This is a genomic window from Amorphoplanes digitatis (genome assembly GCF_014205335.1).
GTDB classification, from domain to species: domain Bacteria; phylum Actinomycetota; class Actinomycetes; order Mycobacteriales; family Micromonosporaceae; genus Actinoplanes; species Actinoplanes digitatus.
Map to the genome: position 1 here is coordinate 5,076,835 of NZ_JACHNH010000001.1, position 14,095 is coordinate 5,090,929.

The 14,095-nt window shown below is 71.9% G+C and carries 11 protein-coding genes; 5 read left to right on the forward strand and 6 right to left on the reverse strand.

All coding sequences use genetic code 11. The annotated features are described in order from the left end of the window. Window positions 1-58 precede the first annotated feature (58 nt). A complete protein-coding gene (locus tag BJ971_RS22190) occupies window positions 59-385 on the forward strand; it encodes a hypothetical protein (RefSeq protein WP_184995155.1) in 327 nt (108 codons plus the stop codon). Further along, window positions 382-4,098, forward strand: a complete 3,717-nt coding sequence (locus tag BJ971_RS22195) for a CHAT domain-containing tetratricopeptide repeat protein (RefSeq protein ID WP_184995156.1) — start codon at window positions 382-384, stop codon at window positions 4,096-4,098. The genes BJ971_RS22190 and BJ971_RS22195 overlap by 4 nt, the downstream gene beginning before the upstream one ends. A 5-nt stretch (window positions 4,099-4,103) precedes the next feature. Here BJ971_RS22195 and BJ971_RS22200 read toward each other — a convergent pair whose 3' ends face one another. Next, a complete protein-coding gene (locus BJ971_RS22200) occupies window positions 4,104-5,243 on the reverse strand; it encodes an RNA ligase RtcB family protein (protein WP_184995157.1) in 1,140 nt (379 codons plus the stop codon). Between the two features lie 232 nt (window positions 5,244-5,475). Here BJ971_RS22200 and BJ971_RS22205 point away from each other — a divergent pair, with 232 nt between their 5' ends. Beyond that, complete coding sequence (locus BJ971_RS22205; RefSeq protein ID WP_184995158.1) at window positions 5,476-7,929, forward strand: glycoside hydrolase family 3 N-terminal domain-containing protein; 2,454 nt, start codon at window positions 5,476-5,478, stop codon at window positions 7,927-7,929. Window positions 7,930-8,018: 89 nt separating this feature from the next. Further along, window positions 8,019-9,608, forward strand: coding sequence for a methyl-accepting chemotaxis protein (locus BJ971_RS22210; RefSeq protein ID WP_239087414.1), 1,590 nt, complete (start codon window positions 8,019-8,021; stop codon window positions 9,606-9,608). On the opposite strand, the gene BJ971_RS22215 is transcribed toward BJ971_RS22210, so the two are convergent. From BJ971_RS22215 to BJ971_RS22235, 5 genes are all read right to left on the reverse strand, one after another. Beyond that, window positions 9,605-10,243, reverse strand: a complete 639-nt coding sequence (locus tag BJ971_RS22215) for a DUF6084 family protein (protein WP_184995159.1) — start codon at window positions 10,241-10,243, stop codon at window positions 9,605-9,607. The genes BJ971_RS22210 and BJ971_RS22215 overlap by 4 nt on opposite strands. Next, complete coding sequence (locus BJ971_RS22220) at window positions 10,240-10,911, reverse strand: DUF5947 family protein (RefSeq protein WP_184995160.1); 672 nt, start codon at window positions 10,909-10,911, stop codon at window positions 10,240-10,242. Before BJ971_RS22220 ends, BJ971_RS22215 begins: the two co-directional genes overlap by 4 nt. A gap of 16 nt (window positions 10,912-10,927) precedes the next feature. Then, window positions 10,928-11,434 (reverse strand): hypothetical protein, encoded by a 507-nt coding sequence (locus BJ971_RS22225; RefSeq protein ID WP_184995161.1) that lies wholly within the window; start codon window positions 11,432-11,434, stop codon window positions 10,928-10,930. 312 nt (window positions 11,435-11,746) lie between these two features. Further along, complete coding sequence (locus BJ971_RS22230; protein ID WP_184995162.1) at window positions 11,747-12,256, reverse strand: NifU-related iron-sulfur-binding protein; 510 nt, start codon at window positions 12,254-12,256, stop codon at window positions 11,747-11,749. A gap of 29 nt (window positions 12,257-12,285) precedes the next feature. Then, window positions 12,286-13,272 (reverse strand): NADH-quinone oxidoreductase subunit B family protein, encoded by a 987-nt coding sequence (locus tag BJ971_RS22235; RefSeq protein ID WP_184995163.1) that lies wholly within the window; start codon window positions 13,270-13,272, stop codon window positions 12,286-12,288. 195 nt (window positions 13,273-13,467) lie between these two features. On the opposite strand from BJ971_RS22235, the gene BJ971_RS22240 reads away from it, so the two are divergent. Beyond that, the gene (locus BJ971_RS22240) at window positions 13,468-14,070 is read left to right on the forward strand and encodes a helix-turn-helix transcriptional regulator (RefSeq protein ID WP_184995164.1); all 603 of its coding nucleotides are present in this window, start codon (window positions 13,468-13,470) and stop codon (window positions 14,068-14,070) included. Window positions 14,071-14,095: the final 25 nt, after the last annotated feature.

Genomic DNA, 14,095 nt, shown 5'->3' on the forward strand with positions numbered 1-14,095 from the left:
ATATTGATCGCTGTGTCATCGTGGTGACACGTTGCGTTCAGATGATCTGGGGGTGGGGATGACTCGGCTGGTGATGGCGGTGGACCCGGCGGTGGGTGTCGAGCCCGCGGCATTGGCGAAGGCGTGGGACGGCGACGAGGAGGCCGCCGCGCTGGGCGGCGCCTCGACAGGTGCTCCCGCGCCGGGCACGTTCCTGCCCGGACTGGCGGAGTTGATCTGGGTTCCGCTCGCGGTGAACCTGGCCAGCAGCGTGGTATACGACCTGATCCGCCGGCTGGTGGCGCAGCAGCGCCCCGCGGTGGACGTGACGGAGCTGGAGCTGACCGAGACGGTGTCCGGCGATGATCGGGTGGTGGTCGTCCGGGTCCGGCGGAGCATCGGGTGACCGCCGTCATCGGCGTCGCCGAGCGGTCGTGCGGCGCGGACGGGTCGTTCGTCGTGCGGGTGTCCTTTCCCGACGCGACCGACCATGACGTCGTCGTCACCGATCCCGCGGTCGACGGCGACGAGGACCGGCTGGCCTGGTACTTCGAGGAGCACCTGCGGTTCCCGTTCCTGGACCAGGACTGGGACGACGACGCGGTGCGCCGGCTGCGCGCCTACGGGCAGCGGCTGTTCGAACAGGTCTTCGGCGGCGCCGCCGCGATCGGCTACCGGACGCTGGCCCAGCGAGGCTTCGACGGCTGCCGCCTGGAGGTGCGGGGCACGGCGGCGTTCCACCGGCTGCACTGGGAGGCGCTGTTCGACCCGCAGCTACCGGTGCCGGCGGTGCTGCGGCTGCCGGTGACCCGCCGCGTCGACCTGGCCCCGCCCGGGTTCGAGCTGCCGCCCGAGCGCTCCACGCTGAACATCCTGGTCGTCACCGCCCGCCCCGCCGGCCGGGCCGACGTCGGCTTCCGCACGATCTCCCGGCCGCTGCTCGACGGGCTGCGCACCGCGGACCGGCCGGTGGTGGTCGATCTCGTGCGCCCGGGCACCTGGCAGGCGGTGGAGCGGCAACTGCGGGACGCGACGAAGCGGCACGGGTCGGGCTACTACCAGGTGATCCACTTCGACGTGCACGGCGCGGTGGCCGGATTCGACGAGCTGGAGGCCGGCCGCGCCGCCGAGCGGTACCTGTTCGGTTCCGGGCGCCCGGCGGCGTTCGAGGGCGAGCGGGCGTTCCTGTTCTTCGAGACCGCGGCCGACGGCAAGTCGGAGCCGGTGTCGGCGCAGCAGGTGGCCGACCTGCTGGCCGAGCACCGGGTACCGGTCGCGGTGCTCAACGCCTGCCAGTCGGCGAAGGAACCGGCCAGCGAGGCCAGCCTCGCCCAGCGGCTCGTCGCCGCCGGCGTGCCGGTGACGGTCGGCATGGCGTACTCGGTGACGGTGTCGGCCGCCGAGAAGGCGATGCCGCTGCTCTACACCGGCCTGGCCCGCGGCGACGACCCGGTCACGGCGATGCAGACCGCGCGGCGCAGCCTGTTCGACGACAAGGCCCGCCGGGCGTACTTCGACCAGAGCCTGAACCTCGAGGACTGGGTCCTGCCGGTGGTGTTCGCCCAGCGCGAGGTTCGGCTCCAGCTCTCGGAGATGACGCTGGAGCAGCAGACCCGCTACTTCGAACGGGAGGCGCTGGTCGGCGACGAACCCGGCACCGAGTACGGGTTCGTCGGCCGCGACCTGGACATCCAGGCCATCGAACGGCGCCTGCTGGTCCGCGAGGACCACAACATGCTGCTCGTCAAGGGCATGGCCGGCGCCGGGAAGTCGACGCTGCTCGACCACCTGGGCTGGTGGTGGCAGCGCACCGGCCTGGTGGAGATGGTGTTCCGGTTCAGCTACGAGGACCGGGCCTGGACCCTCGACCAGATGATCCACGACATCGCCGCGAAGCTGCTGGACCGGGTCGAGCAGGCGAAGCTGGAGATGTTGCCCGCCGCCGCCCAGCCGGAACGGCTGGCGCAGCTGCTGCGGGCACGGCGCTACCTGCTGATCCTGGACAACACCGAGTCGATCACCGCGACCCCGGCGGCGATCCCGCACGCCCTGCCCGAACCGGAACGCGAACGCCTCGCCACGTTCCTGGCCCGGCTGCGGGGCGGGCGGACGCTGGTGCTGTTCGGCTCGCGGGAGGACGAGGAGTGGATCGGCCCGCGCACCTTCGCCGACAACCTGTACCCGCTGCCCGGCCTGGACGACCAGGCAGCGTCCACGTTGATCGAGGCGATCCTCACCCGGCACGGCGGCACCCGCCACCTCACCGACGCGGACCAGCGCAAGGCCCTGGACGAGCTGACGACGCTGCTCGGCGGGTATCCGCTCCCGCTGACGGTGGTCCTGCCCGCCCTGCGCACCCACACCCCGGCGGAGATCGTCGCCGAGCTGCGGCAGGGCGGCAACGACGTCGAACCGATCGGCCTGATCAGCCGGGCCATCGAGTACAGCCACGGCAAACTCGACCCGACCACCCAGAACTCCCTGCTGCTGCTCGCCCCGTTCACCGCCAGCATCCCGACCATCGCCATCGGCGCCTACCAGGAACTTCTCACCGACCACGACGCGGTCAAGGACCTCGGTGCGATCGACCTATCCACCGCGGTGGCCGAGGCCGCCCGGGTCGGGCTGGCCGCACCCCACCCCCACCTTGCCGACTGGATGCAGATCCTGCCGGTGCTGCCGTACTTCCTGCGCACCCGCATCCACCATCACCCCGCCCTGCACGACGCCGCCCGGCAGGCGCACTACCAGGTGTACATGGCGCTCGGGCAGCAGATCCAGAACCTGCTCACCTCGAACGAGCCGCAGCAGCGGGCCGTCGGGCACACGGCGGCGCGTACCGAATACGCGAACCTGACCACGGCACTCGACCACGGTCTGCGCACCATCCAGCCCATCAGCTCGATCATCGGGGCGCTGGAGGAGTACCTGGACCAGACGAAGCAGCAGGAGACCCGCCGGCAGCTTCTCGATACCGCCATCGGCGCCGACCGCGGAACCGACCGCGACGATCTCCGACTGGAACTCGCTCAGCTGAACAACCTCGCCGGCCGGGTCGCGCACGATCAACGCCGGTTCGAACGGGCCGAGACCCTCTACCGGCAGGCCATCGAGCTCTTCCTGGAGTTCGACGACCGGCACCGCGCCGCCAACATCTACGGCCAGCTCGGCATCGTCGCGCAGGAACAGCGGCAGTTCGACCAGGCCGAAACCTACTACGGACAGGCGCTCGAACTCCTGCTGGAATTCGACGACCGGCGCGGCACCGCGAGCGCCTACCACCAGCTCGGCATTCTCGCGCAGGAACAGCGGCGGCACGATCAGGCCGAAGCCCACTACCGGCAGGCCATCGAAATCCTCACGGAACTCGACGACCGGCACGGCACCGCCAACGCCTACCACCAGCTCGGTGTGATCGCGGAGGAACAGGGCCGATTCGAAGAGGCCGAGACCCACCATCGCCGTTCCCTCGGCGTCTTTCTGGAATTCGGCGACCGGGACGGCGCCTCCAGCGCCTACCACCAGCTCGGCATGATCGCACAGAGCCAGGGCGATTTCGAACAGGCCGAGATCGACTACCGACGGTCCCTGGAGCTCCGACTGCAGGTCGGCGACCGGCACGGCGCCTCCCTCGCATACCACCAGCTCGGCCGGATCGCACAGGGGCAGGGCAGGCTCGAACAGGCCGAGAACCACTACCGGCAGACCCTCGACCTCCTCCTGGAATTCGACGACCGGCACCGCGCGGCCACCGCGCACCACCAACTCGGCAGGGTCGCCCATGAACAGGGGCGATTCGAACAGGCCGAAAGCCACTACCGGCAGACCCTCGACCTCCTCCTGGAATTCAACGACCGGCACGGCGCCGCCACCGCCTACCACCAGCTCGGCGGTCTCGCGCAGGACCAGCAGCGGTACGACGAGGCCGCGGCCGCGTTCGCCAAGGCGGCCGCCCTGTGGTGGGAGTTGTACGAGGTCTGGCCCGAAGACACCCTGACAACCCTGAACAGCATTCGCCAGGTGTCTGATCCGGACGACTTCCAGCGCGTCCTCCGGGCCAATGTGAGCCCCGATCTCGTCGACGCCCTCATCACCGCCCTCGACGACGGTGCCGCGTAGGCCGGCTATTGCCGGCCCCGCCGGCGGCGACGGTCCCGGGCCGGCGCCGGGGCGAGGTCGGCTGTCTTGTAGGTGACCAGGGGGACGGTGGTGGCGACGGGCGTGGCCAGGTCGTGGGCGACCAGGTCGCCGATCACCTGTTCGATGCGCTTGTAGGCGGTCGGCGCCTCCTCGAAGAGCAGTTGCCGGTCGCCGCACACCACCAGCGAACCGACCGGGGTGCGGCGCAGTTCGTCGACCGTGTGCTTGGCGCGGCCCCGGCGCAGGGCGTCCCCGCGGGACATCTTACGGCCCGCGCCGTGTGCCACCGAGTGGTTGGCCGCCGGGCCCGCGTGGGCCGCGACCAGGTAGGAGCGGGTGCCGCGGGTGCCGGCGACGAGCACGTCGGTGCCGTCGCCGGGTGCCGCGCCCTTGCGGTGCAGGTAGGCGCCGTCGCGGAGTTCGACCAGGTTGTGGCACTGGTCGACGATCGGCTCGGTGTGGTCGGCGCCGAGGGCGTGTGCGACCCGGGCCGCCATCAGCCGCCGGTTGAGCGATCCCCAGCGGACGGCGTCGTCGTGGGCGGCCAGGTAGGCGGCGGGGTCGGGTGCCGGGCCGGCGCCGTGCAGCGCGGTGTGCGCCCGCAGGATCCGCTCGCCCAGGCCGCGTGAGCCGCTGTGGACGATGAGCACCAGGTCGCCGGCGGTGAGGCCGAGGCGGCTCGCGTGGTCCGGCTCGAAGACGGTCTCGATCCGCGCGAGTTCGACGAAGTGGTTGCCGCGGCCGACCGTGCCCAGGCCGTCGAGGTGGCCGGCGGGTACGTCGCCGTCGAGGACGGTCCAGGCCGGATCGTCGGGGTCCGGCGCGCGGTCGAGGTCGGGGAAGCGGGCGGCGAGCTTCTCGGGTACGGCGCGCTTGAGGCCGACGGGGAACACCGCGATGCCGCAGCCGATGTCGGAGCCGACCAGGAACGGGTACAGCACGCTCGACGTCATGGCGGCGCCGATGGGTGCGCCCTTGCCGGGGTGCAGGTCCGGCATGGCGGCGACGTGGATCATGCCGTCGAAGGCGGCGACCTGTTCGCACTGCGCGACGGCGCCGGACTCGATCCAGCTCGTCGGGGAGGCGAAAACAGAGACGGTGGCCCGGGTGTGTGGCTCAGACAAGACGTTTCTCCGTGAACGGTACGGGCGGACGGCACCACGGCGCGGTATCCGCGCGGGTGGGCCAAGGGAGTCGGGTGCGGTCCGTCAGAACGTCATGCGCACCATCGTCGCGGAGACCGCCGGGCGCGGCAATCGAATTCGGCTCCGTTCACAGTGTGGACACACGTTGGAAATGGGAGCGCTCCCATGTGACGATGACGACCCCGACCGACCGCCATCGGACAGGACCAGCATGCGATCTCACGCTCGCGCCCTCGCGCATCTCGGGCTGACCGGACTCCTCGCGACCGCCCTCGCCGCCTGCGCGCCGTCGACGGCCGCCGCGCTGCCCTACCAGGATCCGGCCCTGCCGGTCGCGCAGCGGGTGAGCGACCTGCTCGCCCGGATGAGCCTGGACGACAAGATCGGCCAGATGACCCAGGCCGAGCGCGCCGCCATCACCGCCGCCGACATCACCTCGTACCGGGTCGGCTCCGTGCTCTCCGGCGGCGGCTCCGCGCCCGCGCAGAACACCCCGGCCGCCTGGGCGGACATGTACGACACCTTCCAGCGCGGCGCGATGGCCGCGCCCCTCCAGATACCGATGATCTACGGGATCGACGCCGTGCACGGCGACAACAACGTGTACGGATCGACGATCTTCCCGCACAACATCGGCCTGGGCGCCACCCGCGACCCCGCGCTGGTACGCCAGATCGGCCGGGCCACCGCCGAGGAGGTCACCGGCGCCGGGCTGGACTGGACTTTCGCGCCCTGCCTCTGCGTCGCGCGCAACGACCGCTGGGGCCGCACCTACGAGTCGTTCGGCGAGCAGCCGGAGATCGCCACCGCGATGACCACCGTCGTGGACGGGTTGCAGGGTGCCACGCTGAACGGTCCCGCCTCGGTGCTGGCCACGGCGAAGCACTACGTCGGCGACGGCGGCACCACCGGCGGCACCGACCAGGGCAACACGCAGCTCAGCGAGGCGGAGCTGCGGGCCGTGCACCTGCCGCCGTTCGCCGCCGCGGTGCAGCGGGGCGTCGGCTCGGTGATGATCTCGTTCAGCAGCTGGAACGGCGCCAAGCTGCACGGCTCCCGGTACCTCATCACCGACCTGCTCAAGGGCGAGCTCGGGTTCGGCGGCTTCACCGTCTCGGACTGGGCCGCGATCGACCAGCTCGACGGCCAGCCGGGCTTCACGCAGGCCGAGGTGGCCACCGCGATCAACGCCGGCCTCGACATGATCATGGTGCCGAACGACTGGCGCACCTTCATCACCCGGCTGCGGGCCGCGGTGCAGGCCGGCCAGATCCCGATGTCCCGGATAGACGACGCCAACCGGCGGATCCTCACCAAGAAGTTCGAGCTGGGGCTCTTCGAGCACCCGTACGCGGACCGGACCTACGCGGCCGGCATCGGCGGCGCCGCGCACCGCGCCCTGGCCCGGCAGGCCGTCCGCGAGTCTCAGGTGCTGCTGAAGAACGCGGGCGGCGTCCTGCCGCTGGCCAAGTCCGGCGGGAAGATCTTCGTGGCCGGCAAGAGCGCCGACGACCTGGGCAACCAGAGCGGCGGCTGGACGACCACCTGGCAGGGCGCCAGCGGCAACACCATCCCCGGCACGTCCATCCTCCAGGGCATCCACGACGCCGTCGGCGGCGGCGCCACCGTCACCTACCAGCGCGACGGCACCGGCATCGACGGCTCGTACCGGGCGGCGATCGCCGTCGTGGGCGAGACGCCGTACGCCGAGGGCGAGGGCGACCGGCCCGGTTCGATGAGCCTCGACGCCACCGACCTGGCCACGCTGTCCCGGCTCACGGCGGCGGGCGTACCGGTGATCGTGGTCCTGGTCTCCGGCCGCCCGCTCGACGTCGCCGCCGAGGTCGGCCGCTGGAACGCCCTGGTCGCCGCCTGGCTGCCGGGCAGCGAGGGCGGCGGGGTGGCCGACGTGCTCTTCGGCGACCACGCGCCGACCGGCAAGCTGCCCGTGACCTGGATGCAGTCCGCCGGCCAGCAGCCCATCAACGACGGTGACGGCAAGGCGCCGCTCTTCGCGTACGGATTCGGGCTGACCTACGCGGGGTCGCCTGCCGACACGGTCGCGCCCAGCGTGCCGGGCACCCCGGTCGCGTCCGGGGTGACCGCCACCGGCCTGACGCTCACCTGGCCGGCCTCGACCGACACCGGCGGCAGCGGGCTGGCCGGGTACGACGTCTACCGCGACGGGGCCGCCGCCGGCACCACCGCCACCGCGTCGTACACGGTGACGGGCCTGACCCCGGCCACCCGGTACGAGTTCACGGTGGCCGCCCGCGACGCGGCGGGCAACCGCTCGGCGCGCTCGGCGGCGCTGGCCGTCACGACCGCGCCCGGCGGAACGGGCACCGGGTCCTGCCGGGTGAGCTACTCGACGAACGACTGGAACACCGGCTTCACCGGCATCGTCTCGGTGACCAACACCGGCACGGCCGCGGTAAGCACCTGGAGTCTTCAGTGGTCCTTCGCCGCCGGCCAGCAGGTCACCCAGGCCTGGTCGGCGCGGGTCACGCAGTCCGGCGCCGCCGTCACGGCCACCGGCGAGGCGTGGAACCCGTCCCTGGCGGCCGGCGCGACGGCGACGTTCGGCTTCAACGCGAGCCACACCGGCGCCAATCCCCGCCCGGCGGCCTTCACCCTCAACGGCGGCGCCTGCGCGCTCGCCTGACTTCGCATGACTTGTCCATGTGTGCTCAGGTTCACACCGCCACGACCGAAGAGGGCTAGGAGGGTTCACATCGAGTCAGGAGACATCGCGTGGCACGTATCGGCGGCTTCGGGGCGGCGTTCGACAACCGCTCGCTTCGAACGAAGATCAACTCGGCGGTTCTGACCGCAACCGCCATGGGGCTGATCATCGCCGTCCTGTCGTTGCAGGCGCTGTTCGAGATGAGCTCGACCTCGATCGACGCGCAGAAGCGGGCCCTTCAGGTACTCAATGCATCCTCCAGCACCGGTGTGAACCTGGAAGCGTATGTCGGCGCGAATACGGCGATGAAGGCATACCCCGCGCTCGCGGGGCAGGTCGCCCAGCTCAGGGCCGTCCGGCAGAAGAACGTCGACGCCGGCCTCCAGTCGCTGGCCTCGAGCCTCGCCGGCACGGACGGCGAACAGGTCGTCGCGAAGATGCAGGCCGACTGGACCGCCTTCAAGGAGTTCCTGGCCGGCATCTCGCCGACCCTCACGCCGCAGCAGCAGGCCACGAGTCTCGCCGAGTACACCGAGCGGCACAATGAGCTCCTCGCGGACCTCGCCGAGGTGGAGAAGTACGTTGCCGCGGAGGTCGCCGCGCAGATCCAGGTCGCCGAGGACCAGAAGACCTCGGCCACCCGCCTCGTGGTGGCCGTGCTCGTCGTCGGCGTGACGATCAGCGTCTACCTCGGCCTCCGGGTGGCCAACCGGATCCGCCGCGCCGTCGCCGGCGTCTCCCACGTGGCCGTCGGCCTGGCCGAGGGCGACATCACCCGCACGTCCGACGTGACCGTCAAGGACGAGGTCGGCCGGATGGCGACCGCGCTCGACCACGGCATCGTCCGCCTCCGCGCGGACATCGTGCAGCTCGCGCAGAACGCCACCACCCTCCAGGCCTCCGCCGAGAACCTGACCTCGGTCTCCGGCGCGGTCGGCACGGCGGCCGCCGAGGCGTCCACGCAGGCCGGGTCGGTCGCCTCGGCAGCCGATGTGGTCTCCAACAACCTGCGGATCGTCTCGGCCGGCTCCCAGGAGATGGGCGCGTCAATCCGGGAGATCAGCACCTCGACCTCGGAGGCGACCGTCGTCGCCGCGCAGGCGGTGCAGGTCGCGGCCGCCACCAACGCCACCGTCGCCCGGCTCGGCGACTCCTCGACCGAGATCGCCACGGTGGTCAAGGTCATCACCTCGATCGCCGAGCAGACAAACCTCCTGGCGCTCAACGCGACGATCGAGGCCGCCCGCGCCGGCGACGCGGGCAAGGGCTTCGCGGTCGTCGCGAGCGAGGTCAAGGACCTGGCACAGGAGACAGCCAAGGCGACCGAGGACATCACCCGCCGGGTCGAGACGATCCAGTCGGACACCTCCGGTGCGGTGGCCGCGATCGGCGAGATCGCGGCGATCATCGAGCGGATCAACGCCATCCAGACGACGATCGCCTCCGCGGTGGAGGAGCAGACCGCCACCACCCAGGAGATGAACCGCACGCTCTCGGAGGCGGCCGACGGTGCCGGCAACATCGCGGCGACCATCACCGGGGTCTCGGACGCCACCCGGCGGACCACGGACACGATCGAGGCGACCCGCCACTCCGCCGAGGAGCTGGCGGCGATGTCGACGCAGCTGCAGAGCCTCGTGTCCCGCTTCCGCTACTAGGGCGTGCCCTCCTCGGCGGCCAGCAGCTTCTGCATCGTCTCGTCCCAGCTCACCAGGCCGTGCCGGGACCGGTAGTCGGCGAGCTCGCCCAGCACGTCGGAACCGACCCGCACCCAGCCGGTGTTCGGGTAGTAGGACGAGATCATCTGCCGCCAGACCGCGACCGGCATCGCGTGCCGGGCCTCGCACGCCCACGGGATCTGTTCGACGCCGAAGCCGTTGCCGTCGCGGGTGAAGACCGTTCCGGAGTAGAGAAAGGTCAGCGGCACCTCGCCGGCGTCGAGCGCGTGCAGGTAGCGGGTGCCGATCACCTCGAGGTCGTAGGTGCAGGGCAGCGCGAGGTCGGTCTCGGTGCTGCCGGTGAAGCCCGGCACGGTGGCGTTGCAGTGCATCCACTGGAACGGCTTGAGGGTGTCCGCCCAGCGCTCGCGCTCGCCGAACAGCCCGCGCAGGCCGTCCTGCTCGGTGGGGGCGTAGCGGCGGCGCTGCGGCTCGATGCGCACCTGGCAGCGCAGCACGATGGCGTGGACGCGCCGGCCGGTTGTCTCCTCGACGCGCAGCCGCGCGGTCAGCTGCGGCGCGATCGCGTGCGGCTCGGCGAACACGTCGAGGACGGCGAACCGGTAGTCGCTCATGCGGCGCCGACCGGCGGCGCGGGCCGGCTGAACGCCCGTACCCGGGCGAAGAACTGCTCCATGGCCTCGTGCGCCTCCCGCCCGCCGTCGATACCGCGCCACAGCATGCGGAGCCGCCCGACGAGCTCGTAGCACGCGTCGACGGGCACCAGGTAGCACCCCGGGTCCGGCGCGTCCGCGTCCCCGGCCCGGGCCGGGCGGCGCACCAGCACCGCCTCGACGTCGGGCCGCAGCATCGCGAGCTGCGGTGCGCCCGCCACGATCCGGTCCCAGGCCGCCTGCGGCACGTCGGCCTCGGTCGCCCCGGCCGGGCCCGGATAGGAGGCCACGATCCGGTCCTGCACGGAGTCGCGGAACAGGAACGCGAGCCCGACCGGGATCTGCAACTCGTGCCAGGCCTGTTCGTCGAACGTGGTATCGGGCAGCGACAGGTAGCGCTCCGGCACGGCCCGGTACTGCAACTTCGCGTGCTCGTCGGTGAACAACAGGTAGCAGGGGCGGCAGGCGCACAGCAGTGCCCGGCTGTGCAGATCGACCACGTGGGAGTGCGCCGCGGGAAGGCCGGCCGCGCACATGTCGCAGCGCTCCCCGACGGCCGGTGCGGGCCCGCTGCGCGCGAGCTGGCGCAGCGCGGCGAGCGGAGCGCCGGCGCGGTCGGCTCCACTCACGACGGGGCCCGCGCGGTCAATTGACGCTCGGCTCGGGTCGGCGCCACACCTGGTAGAGGTCGGCGCCGGAGCCGGTGCCGAACACCCGCAGGACCCGGTCGGCGCGGACGTAGCTCGAGATCTCGGCGGTGACCTCCTGGAGGACCGTCGCCGCGGTGACGACAACCGGCAGGCGACCGGCGTCGAGGAAGAGGTCGAGGGCGGCCTGCCAGTGGCTCGCCGCGCCGCGGTGCCGGACGTGCATCGCGACCACCTCGTGCCGGGGCAGCCGGCCACGCAGTCCCGTGATCATGTCGTGCTGCGCCGGGTAGGAACCGAAGGCGACGCCGAAGACCACGAGCAGTTCGTCGGCGACGGCGAGCCGGGCCAGGCTGGCCAGCACCGATTCGTCGGCGTCGTCGCGGTCCTCGAGCACCGCGACGGTCGTCGTCGCGCCGCCGGAGACCCATCCGTCGAGGTCGGCCTGCACCCGCCACCACGCCGCCTCGGGTTCGCGCACGACTATCGGTGTGCGCGCCTGCACCTGGCATTCCTTCCGGCTCCGCGGGATCCGCCGCGTGGCCGTCCTGCCGTCGCCGCGCGATATCGCCGACGACCGGCCCTGAGAGATTCGTTGCCAGATCACGATGCCACCCTTTTGTAGTCACCACGATGCGTTCTACGCACGGTGACCAAGCCTGCACGTTGGATTCCGTCGCCGCCAGACCCAAGCGTGTCCGCACACATGTGGCGCCGCCGTCGCCGGCCGCCGACGACAAATTGCCTGGCCAGAGGCCCTTTCGGACACTTGTGTCCGCCCCGGGCCCGGATCGTGCGCCACGGGTGGGTGACAGCCTCACGGCACGGCCAGACCGGGGCGGAGCGACACCTGGAGCAGCGGCGGCGGGCGCGGCGGCAGCTCCATGACGACGTCGGTCACCTCGGGCGCCGCGCACCGGACGGCCGCCTCGATCCGGGCCGTCACCGCCTGCAAGGACGACTGGCATCCGCCGCCCGACGGCACGCGCAGGCGCACCACCCCGGCCTCGTCCAGGCCGAGGAGTTCCGGCTCGTCGGCCAGGCGCAGCCCGGCGAGCGCACGCCGGATCCGCGCGGTGGCGTCCAGCGGATGCAGGTCGTGCACCAGCAGCAGGCTCTCCACCAGCGGATCCTCGCAGAGGTCGGCGAGCCGGCCGGCGGGGAGCAGCGCCGCGATCCGGGTCAGCCCGGCGCCGTACAGGTGCACCAGGCAGCGGGTCAGCTCCTCGGCGAGGCCGGCGGCGCGGGTGTCGGGGCCCGCGCGCAGCTCCGCGAGAAGCTGATCCACCCGCTGGGCGGCCGCCTCGGCCGGGTCGGGTGCGGTCATCGTGACCTCCAGCTGCTCGCGGGTGCCGCTCAGGTCGCCGCCATGCGCACGGTGAAGCCGCGAAGTGTCTGCACGACCGGCGCGAATCCCGCGCCGGACGGGACGGCACCGGCCGCCGGCGCCTCCATGAACGGCATGAACTTGTCGGGGAACCCGGGCATCGTGCACCCGATGCAGATGCCGCCGACGTTGGGGCATCCGCCCACCCCGTTTATCCACCCTCGTTTCGCGACGTTACACCGCACCACCTGCCCCCAGCAGCCCACCTTGACCAGGCAGCTCGACGACCCGTACCCGGTGGCGAAGTCGCTCTGGTCGTAATAGGAGGCACGGTCGCAACCGGCGTGCACCGTCGACTCGAACAGCCACTGCGGGCGCAGCGACTCGTCGAGCGCGATCGTCGGCGCCTGCCCGCTGATCTGGTAGAGCAGCTGGAGGATGGTCTCGGAGAGGTTGTCCGGGTGGGTCGGGCAGCCCGGCACGCAGACGATCGGCAGCCCGGTCCTTGACCGCCACTGCCAGCCGAGGTAGTCGGGGACGCCCATGGCGCCGGTCGGGTTGCCGGCCATCGCGTGGATGCCGCCGTACGCCGCGCAGGTGCCGACGGCCATCACGGCCGTCGCCTTCGGCGCCAGCCGGTCGAGCCACTCGGTGGTGGTGATCGGCTGCCCGGTCAGCGGGTCGTTGCCGAACCCGCTCCAGTAGCCCTGCTCCTTGTTCGTCTCGTCGGGCACGGAGCCCTCGACGATCAGGATGAACGGGTCCAGCTCACCGCGGGCGGCCCGGTGGAACCATTCGATGAAGCTGTCCGCGCCGCCGTCGGGTCCGGTCTCGAACCCGAGGTACGGCCAGTGCAGCGCGATCTGCGGAACGCCCGGCAGCGCGCCGAGCACCAGGTCCTCGATGCTGGGCTGCGTCGCGGCGGTCAGCGCCACCGACTCGCCGTCGCAGCTCAGGCCGCCGTTGAGCCAGAGGATGTGCAGCACCTGATCGTCGTCGGCCCATGGAACATTCACCAGCCGTCACCATCCGATCGGTCCGCGGTCCGGTTTCTGGGCAGGGCCCATCGTCTCGACCCTCGATCGAGACGAGCCTATGCGGCGCACGGGCCGCGGGAGAAGACGCCGGCCGCCCGCGTCACCCGAACGGGTGATCCCGGCGCCCGTAAGCTCGGGCCGGTCGGGACAATCGGAACCACCGAAGGGGGTGCGATGCCGGCATCGCTCGAAGCAGGCGTGGAACACATCGAGATCCTGCCCATCGTGGTCGTCGCGCAGGACTTCCCGGCGCGGCCGTCCGCGCTCCCGGACGTCCGCGATTTCGTACGCCGGCAGCTGACCACGACCTCGGTGGCCGACGAGGACATCCGCACCCTGTGCGAACGGGTCGCCGACGTCCTGCTGGACGCGGCCGGCGTGGGCGGCACCATCCAGGTCTCGCTGCGGATCTTCCCGACCGCGGCCGAGGTGGACGTGCTCTTCAACCCGGAGCCGGATCCGGCGGCCGGGCGCGCCGGTGCCGCCCGGGCCGTGGCGCCGGCGCAGGCCGGGGCGGCACCCGGCCGCGGCGCCCGGATCGCGGCCGGGCGGCCCGGGCCCGACGCCGCGGATCCGGCACCGGTGTCCGGCGCGCCGTCGTTCGCCGCCTGGCTGTCGGCCCGGCTGCGGGCCGAGGGCCTGACCATGGAGGCGGCGGCCCGCCGGCTCGAGGTGTCGACGAAGACGGTGAGCCGCTGGGTGAGCGGCGCCACCGAGCCCCGCCTGCGCGATCTCTACCGGATCCGGGACGTGTTCGGCGAGCCGCCGTTCCACTGAGCGAACACCTACTTGACATATAGGT